Raw genomic sequence first — 20465 nt, 5'->3', positions numbered from 1 at the left:
CCCTGCCGGCGCCAGAGGCTTCCGCGCCTGAACCCGCACCCCGTGCACGGCGCTCGGTCGGTGCGGGTCCAGGCGCGGAACGCCTAGGCCCGGCTGGGGGCACCGTCCCGTGTGCCCACCCGTCCCGCCCCAGCGGGACGATTGCCCACACGGCGGGGGGCGACGCCCAGCCGGGGCGCGGGCCCACACGGCGGCGGGGCACCGCCCGCCCCGGCGCGGGGCCACACGGCGGGCGGCGGAAGGACATCGCCCAGCACGGGCGGGGGCGAAGCCCAGCAGGGTGTGGGCCCGCACGGGGCGGGCCGTTAGGTGCGGTCGTATTCTTCCGTCAGTTCGCGGCAGCGCTTCACGTCCGCCGCCATCGCCTGCAGCAGATCGTCCAACGTGTCGAACTTCAGCATGCCCCGCACGTACGCCAGGAAGTCCACCGCCACGTGCAGCCCGTACAGGTCGAGCCCCTCGCGGTCGATCGCGTACGCCTCGACCGTCCGCTCCGTGCCGTCGAACTGCGGGTTCGTGCCGACCGAGATCGCCGCCGGCATCCGCTCCCCCGCGGCCGTCAGCCAGCCCGCGTAGACGCCGTCCGCCGGGATCGCCGTGTGCGGCAGGGTCTCGACGTTGGCCGTCGGGAAGCCGAGCTCGCGGCCGCGCTGCGCGCCGCGGACGACGATGCCCTCGACCCGGTGCGGGCGGCCGAGGATCTCGGCGGCGCCGGCCATGTCGCCCTCGGCGACGAGGCGGCGGGTGAGGGTGGAGGAGAAGGGCTGGCCGCCGCCGGCGGCCCCGCTGACGTACAGGTCGATGACCTCGACCTCGTAGTCGTAGGTGGCGCCGAGCTCGGTGAGGAAGGCGACGTTGCCGGCGGCCCGGTGCCCGAAGCGGAAGTTGGGGCCCTCGATGACGGCCTTCGCGTGCAGCTTGTCGACGAGCACCTTGACGATGAAGTCGGCCGGGGAGAGTTGCGAGAACTCCGCCGTGAACGGCAGCACGAGCACCGCGTCCACGCCGAGCTCCGCGATCAGCTCCGCACGCCGGTGGTGCGGGGCGAGCAGCGGCGGGTGGCTGCCGGGGCGCACGACCTCGGAGGGGTGCGGGTCGAAGGTGACGACGACGGAGGGGACGCCCAGCTCCCGGGCGCGCTCGACGGCACGCCCGATGATCAGCTGGTGTCCGCGGTGCACCCCGTCGTAGGAGCCGATGGTGACGACGCTGCGTCCCCAGTCCTGGGGGATGTCCTCCAAGCCACGCCAGCGCTGCACTGTGACCGCTCCTCGTCCGCCTGTTCGCCCTGTTCGCCTTTACGCAGGTCTAAGACTGCCATGTCCACGGCCGTCGGTCCGCATCGGCATGGCAGTGCCGGGGCTCCGCAGCGCCTGGAGGGTCTCCGGGCCGAGCAGCGGCACCCACTCGCCGGGGGCGGCGACCGTCCAGGCGGCGAGGAGCGCGGCGAAGGCGGGCAGCTCGCGGACGGCCCCGGCGAGGGTCCGGTCGAGCCGCCAGGCGCCCGCGGGGGTACGGACGCACAGCGCGCCGACGCGGTACGTGAGCTCCCGGGTGCGCGGCACGGTACGCCGCTCCGCGCCCTCCGCGGCGGCCCGCAGGAGGGCCTCCAGGACGGTCAGCTCCCCGGTCTCGGCCTCGTACCGCTCGTGCTCCAGGAGTACGTCGAGCAGCTCGGCCCGCAGATGGCGGGAGGCCCCGGTGCCGGGGGCGGCGAGGACGGGGGCGAGGGCGCGTCGGAGCGGGGCGGGGCGACCCCGGATCAGGCCTGTGACCAGCGGGAAGAGGATCGCCCTCGCGGCGGGTCCGTCCTCGAGGCGGCGGTCGACGAAGGCGGCGACGAGCGGGGCGCCCTCGGGGTGGCGGGCGGCGTGCTCGCGGACGAGGGCGGCGATCCGGCGGGCGAGGGCGGGCGTGTCGACCTCGGCGAGGACCCGCAGGGCGGCGGCGGCCGTCTCGCCGGTGGCGCCCAGGCGGGCCCGGAAGGCGGCGAGGACCTCCTCGGGGTGGGTCGGGAGTGCCTCGGCGAGCGCGGCGGCGGGCACCTGGGGCTCGGCCAGGGCGCGCGGGAGGTGGCGGGCGCGGGTGTGCGGGTCGCGGACGAGGAGCCCGAGGGCGGCGCCGTGGAGGGTCTGGTCTCCGGGGCGGGCGAGCAGGGCGAGGGCGGCGTAGCGGAGGAGCTCGCGGTCGGCGGAGGTGGTGACGTGCCCGGCGACCAGGTGTCCGTACGCGGCGGCCGCGACGCGCCGCTCCGGGCGCCCGTCGTCGTGGGCCCAGCGGTCGACGGCCCGGCAGAGCGCGGAGGGCTCGTCCCGGGCGAGCGCGGCGAGGAGGCCGTCGGCGAGCGGGTGGGCGGTGGCGACGAGCGCCTCGCACAGGTCGTCGACGGCGAGCGCGCGGTGGGTGTGCAGGAGGGCCTGGGCGGCGGTGGCGACGGGGGGCCGGGGGTCGCCGAACCAGCGGCAGAGGAGCGGCTGGACGCCCCGGGGGTCGGCGGCGAGCAGGGCCGCGACGGCGTCGAGGCTGCGTTCGCCGAGCCGCCGCAGCAGATCGATCCGCTCGTCCTCGCCGACCGGCAGCCCCAGCCAGAAGGCGGTCCCGAAGGAGGCGAAGACCGGATGGTGTTCCGGGTGGGCCCCGACCTCATCGGCGAGGAGCCGCAGGACGGGCAGGTACGGCCGCGGGTCCGGCACCCGCCGCACGGTCTCCCCGAGCAGCCGGGCGGCCCACCAGGCCCCGTCCCCGTTCCGCCCCTCCCGGGCGAACCCTCCGAGCGCCTCGACGAGCCCGGCCAGCCGGGGCCCGAGCCCGGCGACCCCCCGCTCCCGGTGGAGCAGCAGCAGCGCCTGCGACACGGGCCCGATGCGGTGCCGGGGCACGGGCAACGGCCCACCCGCCGCCTGTTCCCCGGCGCCCGGACCGGGCGCGCCGGTGGCGCCGGGTCGATGGGCCACGCCGGGCACTCCGGACCGGTCGGCTGCACCGGACACCCAGGGCTCACCGGCCTCCGCGGCCGCGCCGGGCCCGCGTTGCCCGCCAAGAGCACCAGGGAGGCCAGCCCCACCAGGGGCTCCCGGCCTGCCTGGGACTGCGGGCCCGGCCGGACCGACCGCCCCGCCGAGCCCGCCGGTGGCACCGGGACCGGCAGAAACGCCGGGCCCGGCCGGTCCGGCGGCCCCGCCGGTGGTGCCCGGACCGGCCGGGATGCCGGGCCCGGGCGGCATCGCGGATGGCATCGCGGGTGCGGCGTGCCTGCCCCTGCTGGGCCTCGGGGGCCCGCCGGGCGGGCCCGGGGCGGGCGGGTCGTCCGGCGCGGGTGCCTCGGGCGGGCGGGGCGGGTCCGTGGGCCGGGCTCCGTGGACCAGGGCCTCCAGGGCCGTGTCCAGGTCCAGGTGGGCGGCCTGGACCCAGTCGGCGAGTTCCTCGTGGGCGAAGCGGTAGCCGGAGCCCGCCGGGACGAGGAGGCCCTCGGTGAGGACGGCCGGGGCCCAGCCCTCGCGCCAGGGGAACAGCTCCTCGAAGGAGGCCCGGTCGAGGACGCCGTGTCCGGGGCCGAGGCACCGGCGGGCCGCCTCGTGCAGCCGGCCCGTCACGCGCGCGGCGAGGCGGCGGACGGCCGTCCCCCGGGGGAGGGGGCTCGAGCCCGCGGCGATCCTGACGGCGGTCCGCAGGCACATCAGGTCCAGGTAGGCCGTGAAGATCTCCTCGCGCCCGGGCCGTCCCGGCACCTCGCCCGGCAGCGCCGCCCGCACCTCGGCGAGCAGCCGCAGGGCCAGCGGGTGCCGGGCGTCCGCCGGGGCGAGGTCCGTCTCCCCGATCCCGTAGCCCTCGCGTACGGCACGGGCCTCCGTCTCGGTGTACGGCCCGAGGACGACCGCGGCGGGCATGGCGTCGCCGGTGCCGGTCGAGGCCCGGCCCGGGTCGGACGGGCCGATGCCGGGCCCCACCGCCCGGCCCGGGTCCCCCGCCGGCCGGTGCAGCGCCCCCGGTCCGTACAGCGCGCCCGCCTGTTCCCAGTGCTCCGGGCGGCAGGCGGTGACGAGGCGGGCTCCGTGGGTGCGGAGCCAGTGCTCCGTGGCCGCCGTCCAGTCGGCGAGCCGGTGGGCGAGGAGCGGCGGCATCTCCTCGGGGCCGTCGAGGACGACGAGGAGCGGGCGGCCCGCGTCCCGGGCGAGGGCGGCGGCCCGCTCCGGGGTGGCGGTCGTGGTGTCGCCGAGCGCCCCGGAGGCGGCGACGATCCGGCCGGCCTGGTGCAGGGCGCGGCCGACGGCGTCGGCGAGCGAGCGGTCCTCGGCGCGCAGGTCGGCGCCGCGCAGCCGGACGGTGGGGGCGGGTGCGGCGCCCCGGGCTCGGCGGGCGCAGAGCGCGGCGAGGGCGGTGGTGCGGCCGGTGCCGGGAGCGCCGACGAGGGCGAGGACGGGGGCACGGCCGGCCGTGAAGCGGGCGAACTCGCGGACGCAGTCGGGGCGTTCGACGGGCTCGGGCCAGGGGCCGGGGTCCCGTACGGGCCCGGTGGAGGTGGCGGTGAGCTCCAGGATGGCGGCGAGGTTGAGGTCGGGCCCGTAGGCGGGGACGGTGGCCGCGTTGCGCCGCAGCAGGGCGGTGAGCGGGTCGGCGGGCCGTGGCGGCACGGCGGCGGGCCCCTCGTGGTGTGGCCCGGAGGGCCGGACCGGCACGGCGTACCCGGCGGGCCGGAGCGGCACGGCGTATCCGGCGGCCCGGCGGTCGCCGCGCAGGGCGGTGCCGAGGACGGCGAGGACGGTGCCGGTGACGGTGTCGAGGACGGGTCCTCCGGCGGCCTGTCCGCCGCGGCGGAGCGCCTCGGCGCCCTCGGTGCCGATGGCCAGTTCGAGGGCGTCGGCGAGGGCGTGGAAGCGGTCGGCTGCGGTGTACGTGACGGAGGCGGGGCCGAGGACACGGGCCTCGCGCCAGCCCTGGGCGGCGATCCGTACGTAGGTGCCGGGTTCGATCTCGGGCCGGGTGGCGAGCGGCAGCGGGCGGCCGCCGAGCCCTTCGGTCCGGACGAGCGCGAGGCCGCTCTCGGGCAGCGGGGTGACGGCCTCGGCCTCGGCGAGCCAGCTCCGGTCGCCGGGGGCGTGCAGGACGACACGGCTGAGCCCGTCGACGGCTTCGTGGCTGGTGACGACCGTTCCGTGGTGGTCGGCGAGGAAACCGGTGCCACGTGGCCGGCCCGCCGGATCGCAGATGCGCACCAGCGTCGCCAGGTCCCCGCTTCCCATGATGTCGACGGTAGGCGGCCGGTGATCACCCGGAGGCGCTCGCGGGGAAACGCGCCCCCTCCCACTCCCCCGTTCACTCCGAGCGCCTCCCTGATGGGGTGAATTTCGGCGGCTCCGCCGGACAGACACTCCACGGGGGAAACCGAGGGGGGAAAGAAACGTGGGGCGGGCACGCGCGCGCGTGCCCGCCCCACGTTCGGAGGTCGGCTCAGCCGAAGACGGCGAGGCTCTTCGCCTTGCCCCGCTGGTCCTCGACCAGCGCGAGCAGCTTCCCCTCGGGCCCGTAGACCGCGACGGGCCCCTTCGGGTACTCCGGCATCTCCAGGCGGACGCCGTTGAGCAGCAGCCTGGCCCGCTTCTCGTCGACGTCCCAGCGCGGGAACGCCGCCGCGGCCGCGTCGGCGACCGGCATGACCGTGAGCTCCTCCTGGAGCTGGTCCAGGGTCCTGGCCGAGTCCAGCTTGTACGGGCCGACCCGGGTGCGGCGCAGTGCGGTCAGGTGGCCGCCCACGCCGAGTCCGGCGCCGAGGTCCCGGGCGAGCGCCCGGATGTACGTACCGGAGGAGCAGACCACCGAGACGACCAGGTCGACGACGGGCGTGCCGTCCTCGGCGGTCTCCTCGCGGACGTCGTACACGCGGAAGGAGGAGACGGTGACCGGGCGGGCCGGGATCTCGAACTCCTCGCCGCCGCGCACGCGCGCGTACGACCGCTTGCCGTCGATCTTGATCGCGGAGACCTTCGACGGGACCTGCATGATGTCGCCGGTCAGCTCGGCGACGCCGGCGTCGATCTGCTCGCGGGTGACCTTCGAAGCGTCGACCGACGCCGTGATCTCGCCCTCGGCGTCGTCGGTGATCGTCGTCTGGCCCAGGCGGATGGTGCCCAGGTACTCCTTCTCGGTCAGCGCGAGGTGACCGAGGAGCTTGGTCGCCCGCTCCACGCCGAGGACGAGGACGCCCGTGGCCATGGGGTCGAGCGTGCCGGCGTGGCCGACGCGGCGGGTCTTGGCGATCCCGCGCATCTTGGCCACGACGTCGTGCGAAGTGAAGCCCGACGGCTTGTCGACGATGACAAGCCCGTCGGGCGTCTTTCCCGAGGTGCTCATTCGGCGGCTTCGTCCTCGCCCTGCTTCTTGTAGGGGTCGGCGTCACCCGCGAAGGTGGCGCCCGAGGAGGCCTGACGCACCTGGGCGTCGGAGGCGCGCGCCTTGTCGAGGAGGTCCTCGATGGTGCGGGCGTTCTCCGGGAGGGCGTCGGCCACGAAGGTCAGGGTCGGGGTGAACTTGGTCCCCGCCGCCCGGCCCACGGCCGAACGGAGGATGCCCTTGGCGCTCTCCAGGCCCGCCGCGGCGCTCGCGCGCTCCTCGTCGTCGCCGTAGACCGTGTAGAAGACCGTGGCCTCCCGCAGGTCACCGGTGACGCGGGTGTCCGTGATGGTCACGTGCGTACCCAGGCGGGGGTCCTTGATGCCGCGCTGCAGCTTCTCGGCGACCACCTCCCGGATGAGGTCTGCCAGCTTCTTCGCCCGCGCGTTGTCGGCCACTGGTCCTTCTCCTTCTTTGCCTTGCTCAAATCAGTCTTCATCAGTGTGGAGCCTTCGGCGTACCGAAAGGAGTTCCACCTCCGGACGCGCGGCCACGAGCCGCTCACAGCGGTCGAGCACGTCCGATACGAATCCGTGGTCCCCGGACACCAGCGCGACGCCCAGCCGGGCCCTGCGGTGAAGGTCCTGGTCGCCCACTTCCGCCGCGCTCACGGAGAACTTGCGCTGGAGCTCGGCGACGATGGGCCGGACGACGGAGCGTTTCTCCTTCAACGAATGAACGTCGCCGAGGAGCAGGTCGAAGGACAGAGTCCCCACGTACATGCGGTGCCGGATGTCCCGCCGGTTCGGGTTCGGTGGCCTGCCACGCCGTCGCTTGGCAGGGACACCAGAACCGTACACGCAACGGCCGGGGCCGATCGACGGAAATACTTCCGCCGACCGGCCCCGGACGCAGCCCTACGCGTTACGCGCGCGGCTTCTCGCGCATCTCGTACGTCGCGATGACGTCGTCGATCTTGATGTCGTTGAAGTTTCCGAGGTTGATACCACCCTCGAAGCCCTCGCGGATCTCGGTGACGTCGTCCTTGAAGCGGCGCAGACCCTCGATGTTGAGGTTCTCCGCGATGACCTTGCCGTCGCGGATGAGGCGCGCCTTGGTGTTGCGCTTGACCTCGCCCGAGCGGATGAGGACACCGGCGATGTTGCCCAGCTTGGACGAGCGGAAGACCTCGCGGATCTCCGCCGTACCGAGCTCGACCTCTTCGTACTCCGGCTTGAGGAGGCCCTTGAGCGCCGCCTCGATCTCCTCGATCGCCTGGTAGATGACCGAGTAGTACCGGACGTCGACGCCCTCGCGCTCCGCCATCTGCGCGGCACGGCCGGCCGCACGGACGTTGTAGCCGATGACGATGGCGTCGGAGCCCATGGCCAGGTCGATGTCCGACTCGGTGACCGCACCCACACCGCGGTGCAGGACGCGGATGTCGACCTCTTCGCCGACGTCGAGCTGGAGCAGCGAGGACTCGAGGGCCTCGACCGCACCGGACGCGTCGCCCTTGATGATGAGGTTGAGTTCCTGGACGAGACCGGCCTTGAGCACCTTGTCGAGGTCCTCGAGGGACACCCGGCGGACGCGCTTGGCGAAGGCGGCGTTGCGCTCACGCGCAGCGCGCTTCTCGGCGATCTGGCGGGCCGTGCGGTCCTCGTCGACGACGAGGAAGTTGTCGCCGGCACCCGGGACGTTGGTGAGACCCAGGACGAGGACGGGAGTCGACGGGGTCGCCTCCTCGACGTTGTTGCCCTTGTCGTCGAGCATCGCCCGGACGCGGCCGTACGCGTCGCCGACGACCATCGTGTCGCCGATGCGCAGCGTTCCGCGCTGGACCAGGACGGTCGAGACGGCACCGCGACCGCGGTCGAGGTGGGACTCGATCGCAATACCCTGCGCGTCCTGGTTCGGGTTGGCCCGAAGGTCGAGCGAGGCGTCGGCGGTGAGGACGACGGCCTCCAGCAGGGAGTCGATGTGCAGACCCTGCTTGGCGGAGATGTCGACGAACATCGTGTCGCCGCCGTACTCCTCGGCCACCAGACCGAACTCGGTCAGCTGACCGCGGACCTTGACCGGGTCGGCACCCTCGACGTCGATCTTGTTGACCGCGACGACGATCGGGACGCCGGCGGCCTTGGCGTGGTTGAGCGCCTCGATCGTCTGCGGCATGACGCCGTCGTTGGCCGCGACCACGAGGATCGCGATGTCGGTCGACTTCGCACCACGGGCACGCATGGCGGTGAACGCCTCGTGACCCGGGGTGTCGATGAAGGTGATACGACGCTCTTCGTCGTTGACCTGGGTGGAGACCTGGTAGGCACCGATGTGCTGGGTGATGCCACCGGCCTCGCCCGCGACCACGTTGGTCTTGCGGATCGCGTCGAGGAGTCGGGTCTTACCGTGGTCGACGTGACCCATGACGGTCACGACCGGCGGACGGGAGACCAGGGCCTCTTCGCCGCCCTCGTCCTCGCCGAACTCGATGTCGAAGGACTCGAGCAGCTCACGGTCCTCCTCCTCCGGCGAGACGATCTGAACCTGGTAGTTCATCTCGTCGCCGAGGAGCTGCAGCGTCTCGTCGGAGACGGACTGCGTGGCCGTGACCATCTCGCCGAGGTTCATCATGACCGCGACGAGCGACGCCGGGTTGGCGCCGATCTTCTCCGCGAAGTCGGTGAGGGACGCACCGCGCGACAGGCGAATGGCTTCGCCGTTGCCGCGAGGCAGCATCACGCCGCCCACGGACGGGGCCTGCATGGCCTCGTACTCCTGGCGCCTCTGACGCTTCGACTTGCGACCACGACGCGCGGGACCGCCGGGACGACCGAAGGCGCCCTGCGTGCCACCACGGCCACCCGGACCGCCGGGACGGCCGCCGAAGCCACCGGGACGACCGCCGAAGCCGCCGCCACCGCCGCCGGGACCACCCGGACGACCGCCGCCGCCACCGGGACCACCGGGACGACCGGCGAAGCCGCCGCCGCCACCGCCGGGACCGGCCGGACGACCGGCGAAGCCGGGACGACCGCCGCCGCCGGGACCGCCCGGACGACCGCCGGGGCCACCGGGGCCACGACCGCCGGGGCCGGGACGCGGGCCGGCAGCGGGACGCTGCGGCATCATGCCCGGGTTCGGACGGTTACCGCCGGGCGCGCCGCCCGGACGGGGAGCCTGCGGGCGAGGCATGCCACCGGGGGTCGGACGGGCACCGCCCTGACCCTGCGGACGCGGGGCGCCACCGGGGCCACCCTGCGGACGCGGGGCGCCCGGAACGGCACCGGGGCCGCCGGGACGGGGAGCGCCGCCACCCGGACGGGGCGCCTGCGGGCGCGCCATGCCGGTGGAGCCACCCGAAGTGAAGGGGTTGTTGCCCGGACGGGGACCGGCCGGACGGGCACCGCCCGGACGGGGGGCCTGCTGGCCGCCGGGGCGCGGAGCACCCTGGCCCTGCGGGCGGGGGGCACCCTGACCCGGGCGGGCGGGACGCTCGCCGGTGGGACGGGGACCCGGGGTGGCGCCACCGGAACGCGGACCGGCGGCGGGAGCCGACGGGGGCGCGGTGAACTCCGGGGCGGCCGGAGCCGGCGTGACCGGCTTGGGCGCGGGCTTCGGGCCCGGGCGGGGGCCCGGAGCGGCCGGAGCCGGAGAGGGGGTGCTGCTCGCGGGCGCGGCCGGAGTGACCGGCGCGGGCGCCGCAGGCGCGGCGGGGGCCGGCTTGGGGGCCGGGGCGCCGGGCTTCGGAGCAGCGGGACGTGCCGCGGCGGCCGGAGACGGCGCCGCGGGGGAAGGCGTCGCCTTGCGGGGCGCGCCGGGCTTGGCAGCGGTCTTGCCGGCGTTGCCACCGGGACCCTGCAAAGCGTCAGTCAACTTGCGCACGACCGGCGCCTCGATCGTCGAGGACGCCGAACGGACGAATTCACCGAGTTCTTGGAGCTTGGCCATGACGACCTTGCTCTCCACACCGAACTCCTTGGCGAGTTCGTATACCCGGACCTTAGCCACTTCGCTCCTTTATAGGTCCGGTTACCGCCGGACCGTCGCTACTTCATGGGCGTACTCATCGCGTACTCATCGAGTGCTCATCGCAATCTCGACCTACTTCCAACTCGCGAGGTACCTGACCGCACGGTGTTCCGTGCCGTACTTCTTGTTCACTGCGGTGCCGCCTGCTCGACGTGGTGACGGAGTGCCTCCGTGTCGAGCGGTCCCTGGACCTTGAAGGCCCTCGGAAAGGCCCGGCGACGGACCGCCAGGTCGAGACAGACCACGGCGGGGTGCAGGTACGCACCCCGGCCGGGCAGCGTACCGCGATGATCAGGAACGCACTCGTCCTTGTTCACCACGATCCGCAGCAGATCGCTCTTGGCCGCTCGCTCCCGGCATCCCACACAGGTTCGCTCAGGGCACGCGCAGGCATGCGTCCGGCCAGACACGATTAAGTCTACCTCCCCGTACCGACCTCACCCGTTTGGGGCAAAAATCGAACAGCTGTTGGCCAAAAACGGTCTCAGTCCTGCGGACCGGCCGGCTCCGTGTCCGGACGGATGTCGATCCGCCAGCCGGTCAGACGCGCGGCGAGGCGGGCGTTCTGGCCCTCCTTGCCGATCGCGAGCGACAGCTGGTAGTCCGGCACCGTCACCCGGGCGGAGCGGGCGGCGAGGTCGACGATCTCGACCTTGGAGACCCGCGCCGGCGAGAGCGCGTTCGCCACCATCTCGGCCGGGTCGTCCGACCAGTCGACGATGTCGATCTTCTCGCCGAGCAGCTCGGCCATCACGTTGCGGACGCGGCTGCCCATCGGGCCGATGCAGGCGCCCTTGGGGTTCAGGCCCGAACGGGTGGAACGGACGGCGATCTTGGTGCGGTGACCGGCCTCGCGGGCGATCGCCGCGATCTCGACCGAGCCGTCGGCGATCTCCGGCACCTCCAGGGCGAAGAGCTTCTTCACCAGGTTGGGGTGCGTGCGCGAGAGGGTGACGGACGGACCGCGGACACCCTTCGCCACCCGGACGACGTACGTGCGCAGCCGCAGACCGTGCGTGTACTCCTCGCCCGGCACCTGCTCCTGCACCGGAAGGATGGCCTCCAGCTTGTCGTCCAGCTTGACGAGGACGTTCTTCGGGTCCTTGCCCTGCTGCACCACACCGGCGACGACATCGCCCTCGCGGCGCGCGTACTCGCCGAAGGTCACGTCGTTCTCGGCGTCCCGCAGCCGCTGCTGGATGACCTGGCGGGCGGTGCTCGCCGCGATCCGGCCGAAGTCCGACGGGGTGTCGTCGAAGTCCTTGGGCTCCTGGCCCTCCTCCAGGTCGGAGGGGTCCTCCTTCGCCCACACCGTCACGTGACCGGTGGCCCGGTTCAACTCCACGCGCGCGTGGCGACGGGCGTCGGGGGTCCGGTGGTACGCGATGAGGAGGGCCGACTCGATCGCCTCGACCAGCATCTCGAAGGAGATTTCCTTCTCCTGTGCCAAGCCCTTCAGGAGCTTCACGTCGATGTCCACGGCTACGCCTCCTCTTCCTTCTTGTCCTTGCGGTTGAACTCGATCTCGACACGCGCCTTGACGATCTCGGCGAACTCGACCCTGCGGGCGGTGGGCTTGCGCCCCTTCACGCCCGGTACCTCCATGTCGAGGCCGTCCTCGTCCACGGCGAGGATGCGCGCGACCAGGTCCCCGCCCTCGGCGAGCTGGAGCTTCGCCAGGCGGCCGGTGGCTCGCACGTAGTGGCGGTGCTCGGTGAGGGGACGCTCGGCGCCGGGGGAGCTGACTTCGAGGACGTACTCGCCCTCGCCCATCGCGTCGGTCTCGTCCAGCTTCTCGGAGATCTCGCGGCTCAGCTCGGCACAGACGTCCAGCTCCACGCCCTCGTCCGAGTCGACGACGATCCGCAGCAGTCCGCGGCGGCCGGCCCGGGACACCTCGATCTCTTCCAGATCCAGGTCCTTGGCGGCGACGAGCGGCTCCACGAGTCCGCGCAGCCTGTCGCTCTGGGTGGTGCTCATCCGGGTGACTCCTCGGCCGCGTGTGCTGTTGTGGGTTCGTCGCGTGTCGTCGCGTGTCAGCACAAAGGGTATCCGGTCCGGGAGGGTGTTGCCGTCCACCGCCCCGGGGCCCGCGGGTACGCTCGCCTGCGGTGATCTCGACGATCTTCGACGACGACGGCAGCCGGGGAGAGAAGGCGTGACGACGACGGGCAGACGCGCACTCCTCGTGGCGGGTGCGGCAGCGGGGGCGACGGTCCTGGTGGGCTGCACCTCCTCGTCCGGCGGGCAGACCCGCCGACCGAGCGCCGCCGAGCTGGAGGCCGAACGGGTGGCACGCGCCGAGGCGGCCCTGCGGCTGCGGTCGGTGACCATCGCGCGCGATCTGCTCGAACGTTACGACGCGACCCTCGCGGCCCACCCGGCCCTGGCACCGCGACTGACGGCGCTGCGGAGCACGGTGGCGGCGCACGCGGAGGCGCTGGGAGAGGACGGGACGACGACGAAGCGTCCCGCGGCCACCGGGTCCGCGTCCCCGGGGCCCTCCGCGCCCCCGACCGCCACCGCACCCACCCCCACATCCGCCCCTGCCTCCGCTTCCGCGAAGTCCGCGGCCACCCCCGCGCCCGTACGGGTGGCGGCCGACCCCCGGGGCGCTCTCAAGGAGCTCGCGGCCGCCGAGCGCACGGCCTCCGACGGGCACACGACCGCCCTGCTCACCGCCCCGCCCGAGTACGCCCGGCTGCTCGCCTCCGTGGCGGCCTCCGGCGCCGCCCACGCCTACCTGCTGACCGAAGGAGCCCGGGCATGAGCGCCCTCGACGCGACCCAGGCCGCGCTGGCCGCCGAGCACGCCGCGGTGTACGGCTACGGGGTCGTCGGCGGCCGGATCGGTACGGAGCGGCGGGCCGAGGCCACCGCCGCGTACGAGGCGCACCGGGCCCGCCGGGACGCGCTGCGCAGGACCGTGAAGGACCTCGGCGGGGCCCCGGTGGCGGCGGAGGCCGCGTACGAGCTGCCGTTCCGGGTCGAGGACCCGGCCGGCGCGGTGCGGCTCGCGGCCCTCCTCGAGGACCGGGTGGCCGGGGTGTACTCCGACCTCGTCCGGGCCACCGAGGGCCGCGCGCGGGGCGAGGCGGCCGCCGCGCTCCGGGAGGCGGCGGTACGCGCCGTCCGCTGGCGCGGCAGCGACGTAACCTTTCCTGGGCTCGCCGAGCGGGTGTAGTCCCGCCCCGACCGAAGGAACAACGTACGCATGGGTTTCGAACCGCCGCAGCGACTGGCCAGGACGCTCGGTGAGACGTACGGGGACGCCGCGGCGGCCGAGTGGCTCGGGAAGCTGCCCGGACTCACCGAGCAGGCGCTCGCCCACGCGTCCCTGGACACCGAACGGGTGATGGCCCCCGGCGGACGGAGCAGCCTGGTCGTACTCGTCCGGCGCTCCGACGGCTCCCCCGCCGCGCTCAAGATCGCGCCCCCGTTCACCCGGCCCGACCTGGAGCGGGACGCGCTGGCGCACTGGAACGGCTGGGGCGCGGTCCAGCTCCTCGACGAGGCCGGGGAGGGCGCGCTCGTCCTCGAACGGCTGCACCCCGAGGTCTCGCTGCGCTCCCTGCCGGAGGCGAAGTCGCTCCTGGAGGCGGCGGGCACCGTACGGAAGCTGTGGGTCGAGCCCCCGGCGGGGCACGGGTTCGAGACGGCGGCCGAGCGGACTGCCCGGCAGGCGGAGGCGATGGCCCCCCACCGGTCCGAGGCCGCGACCGCCGAACTGACGGCGGCGGCGCTCGCGGCCCGCGAGGAGCTGGTGGCCGACTCCTCCGAGTCACTGCTGCTGCACGGGAACTTCCGGCAGGGCAAGGTGCTCGCCGGCGACCGGACGCCCTGGCTGGCCGTCGGCCCCGAGCCGCTGGTCGGCGAGCGGGCCTACGACCTCGCCCGGCTCGTACGGGACCGGGTCGAGGACCTCGTGGCCGCGTCCTCCGGGGCCTCGGCGGCCCGGCGGCGGGTCAACAAGCTGGCCGACTCCCTGGACCTCGACCGGGAGCGGCTGCGCGGCTGGACCCTGTTCCGCGCGGTCGAGTCGGGGACGCGGGCGCTGACGGCGGGGCGGCGGCAGGACGCGGAGCTGCTCCTGGAGTTCGCGAGCTGGCTGTAGGGGAATACCCTTTTTGTACCGTTCGGCTCAATCCAGGGGGCCGTGATGATCGAAGAAGTGCTGATGGCTGTGGCCGGCGCGGCTGCGGCGATCGCCGTATACGCGGGCGCGGCGGCGCGGGTCGTGAAGCAGTACGAGCGAGGCGTCGTCTTCCGCTTCGGTCGGCTGCTCGGCGACGTGCGGGCGCCGGGATTCACGATGATCGTCCCGATCGTCGACCGCCTGCACAAGGTGAACATGCAGATCGTCACGATGCCCGTGCCCGCCCAGGAGGGCATCACCCGGGACAACGTGACGGTACGGGTGGACGCGGTCGTGTACTTCAAGGTCGTCGACGCGGCGGACGCGGTGGTACGGGTCGAGGACTACAAGTTCGCGGTCTCGCAGATGGCGCAGACCTCGCTGCGGTCGATCATCGGCAAGAGCGACCTCGACGACCTGCTGTCCAACCGGGAGAAGCTCAACCAGGGCCTGGAACTGATGCTCGACAGCCCCGCGATGGGCTGGGGCGTCGCCATCGACCGGGTCGAGATCAAGGACGTGTCGCTGCCCGAGACGATGAAGCGCTCGATGGCCCGGCAGGCGGAGGCGGACCGGGAGCGGCGGGCGCGGGTGATCAACGCGGACGCGGAGCTCCAGGCCTCGAAGAAGCTGGCGGAGGCGGCGGGCGTGATGTCGACGGAGCCGGCCGCCCTTCAGCTCCGGCTGCTGCAGACGGTGATGGCGGTGTCCGCCGAGAAGAACTCGACGCTGGTCCTGCCGATTCCGGTGGAACTGCTGCGGTTCCTGGAGCGGGCGACGCCGGCGGCGGCTGCGGCGGAGTCTGGGGCGGATTCCGGGGCGGCTTCCGGGGCGGGGGCGCAAATGCCGCTGCCACTGCCGCTGAGCGAGGCGTACCTGAAGGGCCGGGCGGCGGCGGAGGAGGCGATCGAGGACCTGACGGGCCCGTCGGTCGAACCGACCCCCCACGAAAACGAAACCTGACCCCTACCGGACCTGCGCTTGCCGGACCGTCTTGCGGGCCGCGCCGCACCGGGTTGTGGCCCGCGCCCTCCCAGACCGTTGCGGGCCACGCCCTCGTGGGGCCGGGTTGTGACCCCCGTCGCCCCGCCGTTGTGGGCAATCGTTCCGCCGGGGCGGAACGGGTGGGCACAACGGACGGCGCCCTTGCCGGCGCCAGAGGCTCCCGCGTCCGAACCCGCACCCCGTGCACCGTCGCTGGTGGTGCGGGTCAGGGCGCGGGAGCCTAGGCCCGGCTGGGGGCGCCGTCCCGTGTGCCCACCCGTCCCGCCCTGCGGGACGATTGCCCACACGGCGGTGCGCACCGCCCGGGCGGGCGCGCCGCCCAGGGGGGTGCGCCCGCGTGGGGCGGGGCGGGTGGGGGTTGGCCCGGTGGGGTTAGGCCGTCAGGCGGGTCAGGGCCTCGTCGACCGTCAGTTCCTCGCGCTCACCCGTGCGGCGGTCCTTCAGTTCCACCACGCCCTCGCCCGAGCGGCGGCCCGCGACGAGGATCTTCGGGACGCCCATGAGCTCCGCGTCGGTGAACTTGACGCCCGGGGAGACGCCCGCGCGGTCGTCGACCAAGACGCGGAGGCCGGCCGCGGAGAGCTTCTCCGAGACCTCGAGGGCCAGTTCCGTCTGGAGGGCCTTGCCGGCGGCGACGACGTGGACGTCCGCCGGGGCGACCTCCGCCGGCCAGCACAGGCCCTTCTCGTCGGCCGTCTGCTCGGCCAGCGCCGCGACCGCGCGCGAGACGCCGATGCCGTACGAGCCCATGGTCACGCGGACCGGCTTGCCGTTCTGGCCGAGGACGTCGAGCTTGAGCGCGTCCGCGTACTTGCGGCCGAGCTGGAAGATGTGGCCGATCTCGATCGCGCGGTCCAGCTTGAGGCCGGTGCCGCACTTGGGGCACGGGTCGCCCTCCTGGACGACGACGACGTCGACGTACTCCTCGACCTCGAAGTCACGGCCCGCGACGACGTTCTTCGCGTGCATGCCGTCCTTGTTGGCGCCGGTGATCCAGGCGGTGCCGGGGGCCACGCGCGGGTCGGCGATGTACTTGACCTTCTCCAGGCCCTGCGGGCCGACGTAGCCGCGGACCAGGTCGGGGCGGACCGCGAAGTCCTCCTCCGTCACCAGCTCGACCGTGGCCGTCGGGCCGAAGTGCTCCTCGACCTTGTCCATGTCGACCTCGCGGTCGCCGGGGACGCCGACGGCGACGATCTCGCCGTCGACCTTCACCAGGAGGTTCTTGAGGGTCGCGGAGGCCGGCACGCCGAGGGAGGCCGCGAGGGTCTCGATCGTCGGGGTGTCGGGGGTGGGGATCTCCTCGGCGGCCGGGACGGCCGAGCCGTCGACCGGCTTCACCGCCTGGTACACCGCCTCGGTGTTCGCCGCGAAGTCGCAGTTCGGGCAGTCGGCGAAGGTGTCCTCGCCGGCCTCGGCCGGGGCGAGGAACTCCTCGGACTTCGAGCCGCCCATCGCGCCGGCGGTGGCGGCGACGATGCGGTAGTCGAGGCCGAGGCGCTCGAAGACGCGCTGGTAGGCCGTGCGGTGCAGGGCGTAGGACTGGGCGAGGCCCTCGTCCTCCGTGTCGAAGGAGTACGAGTCCTTCATGAGGAACTCGCGGCCGCGCAGGATGCCGGCGCGGGGGCGGGCCTCGTCGCGGAACTTGTTCTGGATCTGGTAGAGGATCACCGGCAGGTCCTTGTAGGACGAGCACTGGTCCTTGACCAGGAGCGTGAAGATCTCCTCGTGCGTCGGGCCGAGGAGGTAGTCGCCGCCCTTGCGGTCCTGGAGGCGGAAGAGCTCGGCGCCGTACTCGTCCCAGCGGCCGGTCGCCTCGTACGGCTCACGGGGCAGCAGCGCGGGCAGGGTGACCTCCTGCGCGCCGATGGCGTCCATCTCCTCGCGGACGATCCGCTCGATGTTGGAGAGGACCTTCTTGCCGAGGGGCAGCCAGCTCCAGATGCCGGCGGCGGTGCGGCGGACGTAGCCGGCGCGGACGAGGAGCTTGTGGCTGAGGACCTCGGCGTCCGCCGGGTCGTCGCGCAGCGTCTTCGCCATCAACTGGGACATGCGCTGGACCGGTGCGTTGGCCATGGTTCTCGTACTCCTGCCGGGACTGACGGTGATGGCCCCGAGGTTAGCCGGGCCGCCCCTGGCAGGAGAAATCAGTTCCGGCGCTTGAGCGGCAGCGGGGCGCCCATCACCGCGTACGGGCGGGGGGCGCTCGGGAAGTGGACCTGGCGGGCGAGGTCGACGTAGCCGAGGGAGCGGTAGAGGCCGCGGGCCGGGGAGTCGGTGTCGATCGCGGAGAGGATGGAGCGCTTCTCGTCGGCCGTGTCGGTGATGGTGGTGATCAGCGCGCGGCCCACGCCCCGGCCCTGGAAGTCGGGGTGGACGTGGAGTTCGGTGATGACGAAGGAGTCGTCGAGCCAGTCGGCGGTGCCGGTGGCCCGCAGGTACGTCTCGACGACGGTGGACCACCAGTGGGTGCGGTCGTTGGGCATCCCGTACACGAAGCCGACGAGGCGCCCGTCGGGCGTGGTGGCCCCGTAGGCGCGGGCGCCGGGGCTGAGGAGGTGGCGCAGCACGATGTGGCGGCGTACGGCGACCTCGCCCGCGTCCAGGCCGAAGGCGACCGCCTGCACGGCGAGGGCCTCGTCCACCCGGGCCGCGAGATTGACCGGACCGATCTCGACCTCTGCGTCATCCATGCGGCGCACCCTACAAGCGGCCGCCCCCCTCGAACAGCACGTTCAGAACAGCACGCTCATGAAGGCGCCGGTCTCGCGGAAGCCGACGCGGCGGTACGCGGCCCTCGCCGGGGTGTTGAAGTCGTTGACGTACAGGCTGACGACGGGGGCGACGTCGGCCAGGGCGTACCGGAGGACGGCGGCCATGCCCGTCTCGGAGAGGCCCTTGCCGCGGTGCTCGGGGGCCACCCAGACGCCCTGGATCTGGCAGGCCTGGCGGGTGGCGGCGCCGATCTCGGCCTTGAAGACGACCTTGCCGTCCTCGATGCGGGCGAAGGAGCGGCCGGCGCCGACGAGCTCGGCGACGCGGGCCTGGTAGAGCAGTCCGCCGTCGTTGGCGAGCGGGGAGATGCCGACCTCCTCGGTGAACATGGCCACGCAGGCGGGCATGATCACCTCCATCTCGTCCTTGCGGACGCGGCGCACCAGCGGATCGGGCGTGACGGTGGCGGAGGGCTCCTCGGCGACCATCAGCGGCTGGTGGGCGCGGACGTCCCTGGCGGGGCCCCAGCTGGGCTCCAGGAGCCGCCACAGCTCGCCGGTGGCCTCGGCGGGGCCGACGATCGAGGAGCAGCGGCGGCCGATCCTGCGGGCCCGGTCGGCGAAGGCGCGGACGGCTTCGGGGGTGGCGCAGATGGGGACGAGGTTGGCGCCGGAGTAGCAGAGGGAGCGCAGTCTGCCCTCGGTGTACCAGCCCCACATCTCGCCGCCGAGGCGCCAGGGGTCGAGCCCTGCGACCTGGACGCGGGCGGTCACGAAGGCGTTCTCGACGGGGGCGCTCTCCAGGACGGCGAGTGCGGCGCCGAGGTCGGCGGGTTCGAGGACCCGAGTGGTGGTCTCTGTCAGCACGAGGGGGGCCTCACGGTACGGATCTGCTGGTCTCCGCACTGTACCCCCGTGCCCCTCGGCGGGGCCCGTCCTGCGTACGAAGCCCCTACCACCGGGTGGGGTGGAGGGGCTTCGTGAGGGGTTTCGGAGGGCGTCAGGCGCCGATGGCGACCGTCGGCTCGCCGCTGGCGACGCCGTCCTTCTCCATCTGCTCGGCGATCTTGAGCGCCTCCTCGATGAGGGTCTCGACGATCTTCGACTCGGGGACGGTCTTGATGACCTCGCCCTTGACGAAGATCTGGCCCTTGCCGTTGCCGGAGGCGACGCCGAGGTCGGCCTCGCGGGCCTCTCCGGGGCCGTTGACGACGCAGCCCATGACGGCGACGCGCAGCGGGACGGTCATGCCGTCGAGGCCGGCGGTGACCTCCTCGGCGAGCTTGTAGACGTCGACCTGGGCGCGGCCGCAGGACGGGCAGGAGACGATCTCCAGGCGGCGCTGGCGCAGGTTCAGCGACTCCAGGATCTGCATGCCGACCTTGATCTCCTCGGCCGGCGGCGCGGAGAGCGAGACGCGGATGGTGTCGCCGATGCCCTGGGAGAGCAGGGCGCCGAAGGCGACGGCCGACTTGATGGTGCCCTGGAAGGCCGGACCGGCCTCGGTGACGCCGAGGTGCAGCGGGTAGTCGCACTGGGCGGCGAGCTGGCGGTAGGCCTCGACCATGACGACCGGGTCGTTGTGCTTGACCGAGATCTTGATGTCGCGGAAGCCGTGCTCCTCGAAGAGGGAGGCCTCCCAGAGGGCGGACTCGACGAGCGCCTCGGGGGTGGCCCTGCCGTACTTCTTCAGGAGGCGGGCGTCGAGCGAGCCGGCGTTGACGCCGATCCGGATCGGGGTGCCGGCGTCGGAGGCCGCCTTGGCGATCTCCTTGACCTTGTCGTCGAACTGCTTGATGTTGCCCGGGTTGACGCGGACGGCCGCGCAGCCGGCGTCGATCGCGGCGAAGACGTACTTCGGCTGGAAGTGGATGTCGGCGATGACCGGGATGGAGGACTTCCGGGCGATCGTCGCGAGCGCGTCGGCGTCGTCCTGGGTCGGGCAGGCCACGCGCACGATCTGGCAGCCGGAGGCGGTCAGCTCGGCGATCTGCTGGAGCGTGGCGCCGATGTCGGAGGTGCGGGTCGTCGTCATCGACTGGACGGAGACGGGCGCGTCACCGCCGACGGCCACGCTGCCGACCTGGATCTGGCGGCTCTTGCGCCGCTCGGCGAGCCGGGTCGGAACGGTCGGGATACCGAGAGAAATCGCGGTCATCTGAAGTGCAACCTCAAGGTTGTGCGTCGGCGGGCTCAGGGTTCCGAGGTTACCGCCCCGGGGGTGGGGGCCGGACACCACCGGGTCCGGCCCCC

General features: G+C 73.5%; 17 protein-coding genes. 4 read left to right on the top strand and 13 right to left on the bottom strand.

Annotated features, from left to right (window positions below; genetic code table 11):
• Nucleotides 1–305: 305 nt before the first annotated feature.
• The 9 genes from SVTN_RS27575 to rimP form a co-directional block, all read right to left on the bottom strand.
• Complete coding sequence (locus SVTN_RS27575) at nt 306–1259, bottom strand: bifunctional riboflavin kinase/FAD synthetase (RefSeq protein ID WP_078908520.1); 954 nt, start codon at nt 1257–1259, stop codon at nt 306–308.
• Nucleotides 1260–1298: 39 nt separating this feature from the next.
• Complete coding sequence (locus tag SVTN_RS27570; protein WP_041131526.1) at nt 1299–5240, bottom strand: trypsin-like peptidase domain-containing protein; 3942 nt, start codon at nt 5238–5240, stop codon at nt 1299–1301.
• A 208-nt stretch (nt 5241–5448) separates the two neighbouring features.
• Nucleotides 5449–6348 carry a tRNA pseudouridine(55) synthase TruB gene (gene truB / locus SVTN_RS27565; RefSeq protein ID WP_041131525.1) on the bottom strand — a complete coding sequence of 300 codons (900 nt, stop codon included), beginning with the start codon at nt 6346–6348 and terminating at the stop codon, nt 5449–5451.
• Complete coding sequence (gene rbfA / locus SVTN_RS27560; protein WP_041131524.1) at nt 6345–6785, bottom strand: 30S ribosome-binding factor RbfA; 441 nt, start codon at nt 6783–6785, stop codon at nt 6345–6347. The genes truB and rbfA overlap by 4 nt, the downstream gene beginning before the upstream one ends.
• Nucleotides 6786–6815: 30 nt before the next feature.
• The gene (locus SVTN_RS27555) at nt 6816–7109 is read right to left on the bottom strand and encodes a DUF503 domain-containing protein (RefSeq protein WP_017235865.1); all 294 of its coding nucleotides are present in this window, start codon (nt 7107–7109) and stop codon (nt 6816–6818) included.
• Nucleotides 7110–7251: 142 nt separating this feature from the next.
• Nucleotides 7252–10338 carry a translation initiation factor IF-2 gene (gene infB / locus SVTN_RS42420; protein WP_078908519.1) on the bottom strand — a complete coding sequence of 1029 codons (3087 nt, stop codon included), beginning with the start codon at nt 10336–10338 and terminating at the stop codon, nt 7252–7254.
• 149 nt (nt 10339–10487) lie between these two features.
• The gene (locus tag SVTN_RS27545; protein ID WP_078908518.1) at nt 10488–10769 is read right to left on the bottom strand and encodes a YlxR family protein; all 282 of its coding nucleotides are present in this window, start codon (nt 10767–10769) and stop codon (nt 10488–10490) included.
• A 74-nt stretch (nt 10770–10843) separates the two neighbouring features.
• Complete coding sequence (gene nusA, locus SVTN_RS27540; protein ID WP_041131521.1) at nt 10844–11839, bottom strand: transcription termination factor NusA; 996 nt, start codon at nt 11837–11839, stop codon at nt 10844–10846.
• Between the two features lie 2 nt (nt 11840–11841).
• Nucleotides 11842–12339: a ribosome maturation factor RimP gene (gene rimP, locus SVTN_RS27535; protein ID WP_041131520.1), complete on the bottom strand. Its 498-nt coding sequence runs from the start codon at nt 12337–12339 to the stop codon at nt 11842–11844.
• A gap of 178 nt (nt 12340–12517) precedes the next feature.
• Between rimP and SVTN_RS27530 the strand changes: the two genes are divergently transcribed.
• The 4 genes from SVTN_RS27530 to SVTN_RS27515 are packed head-to-tail and all read left to right on the top strand — an operon-like array spanning nt 12518 to nt 15456.
• The gene (locus SVTN_RS27530) at nt 12518–13129 is read left to right on the top strand and encodes a hypothetical protein (protein ID WP_041131519.1); all 612 of its coding nucleotides are present in this window, start codon (nt 12518–12520) and stop codon (nt 13127–13129) included.
• Nucleotides 13126–13542 (top strand): ferritin-like domain-containing protein, encoded by a 417-nt coding sequence (locus SVTN_RS27525; protein ID WP_041131518.1) that lies wholly within the window; start codon nt 13126–13128, stop codon nt 13540–13542. Before SVTN_RS27530 ends, SVTN_RS27525 begins: the two co-directional genes overlap by 4 nt.
• 30 nt (nt 13543–13572) lie before the next feature.
• Entirely contained in the window at nt 13573–14472 is a 900-nt protein-coding gene (locus SVTN_RS27520) for an aminoglycoside phosphotransferase family protein (RefSeq protein WP_041131517.1), read from the top strand.
• A 45-nt stretch (nt 14473–14517) separates the two neighbouring features.
• A complete protein-coding gene (locus SVTN_RS27515) occupies nt 14518–15456 on the top strand; it encodes a slipin family protein (protein WP_052499325.1) in 939 nt (312 codons plus the stop codon).
• A 414-nt stretch (nt 15457–15870) separates the two neighbouring features.
• Here SVTN_RS27515 and SVTN_RS27510 read toward each other — a convergent pair whose 3' ends face one another.
• The 4 genes from SVTN_RS27510 to ispG all read right to left on the bottom strand — a co-directional run bounded on the left by SVTN_RS27510 (nt 15871) and on the right by ispG (nt 20370).
• The gene (locus SVTN_RS27510) at nt 15871–17574 is read right to left on the bottom strand and encodes a proline--tRNA ligase (protein ID WP_041131516.1); all 1704 of its coding nucleotides are present in this window, start codon (nt 17572–17574) and stop codon (nt 15871–15873) included.
• 71 nt (nt 17575–17645) lie between these two features.
• Nucleotides 17646–18191, bottom strand: coding sequence for a GNAT family N-acetyltransferase (locus tag SVTN_RS27505; protein ID WP_041131515.1), 546 nt, complete (start codon nt 18189–18191; stop codon nt 17646–17648).
• A gap of 42 nt (nt 18192–18233) precedes the next feature.
• A complete protein-coding gene (locus SVTN_RS27500) occupies nt 18234–19079 on the bottom strand; it encodes a GNAT family N-acetyltransferase (protein ID WP_041131514.1) in 846 nt (281 codons plus the stop codon).
• 133 nt (nt 19080–19212) lie between these two features.
• On the bottom strand, nt 19213–20370 hold the full coding sequence (ispG, locus tag SVTN_RS27495; protein WP_041131513.1) for a flavodoxin-dependent (E)-4-hydroxy-3-methylbut-2-enyl-diphosphate synthase: 1158 nt from the start codon (nt 20368–20370) through the stop codon (nt 19213–19215).
• Nucleotides 20371–20465 lie beyond the last annotated feature (95 nt).

It is taken from the genome of Streptomyces vietnamensis (assembly GCF_000830005.1).
GTDB classification, from domain to species: Bacteria; Actinomycetota; Actinomycetes; order Streptomycetales; family Streptomycetaceae; genus Streptomyces; species Streptomyces vietnamensis.
Note: the sequence above shows the minus strand (reverse complement) of the source record. Positions and strands in the feature narration are given on the sequence as shown.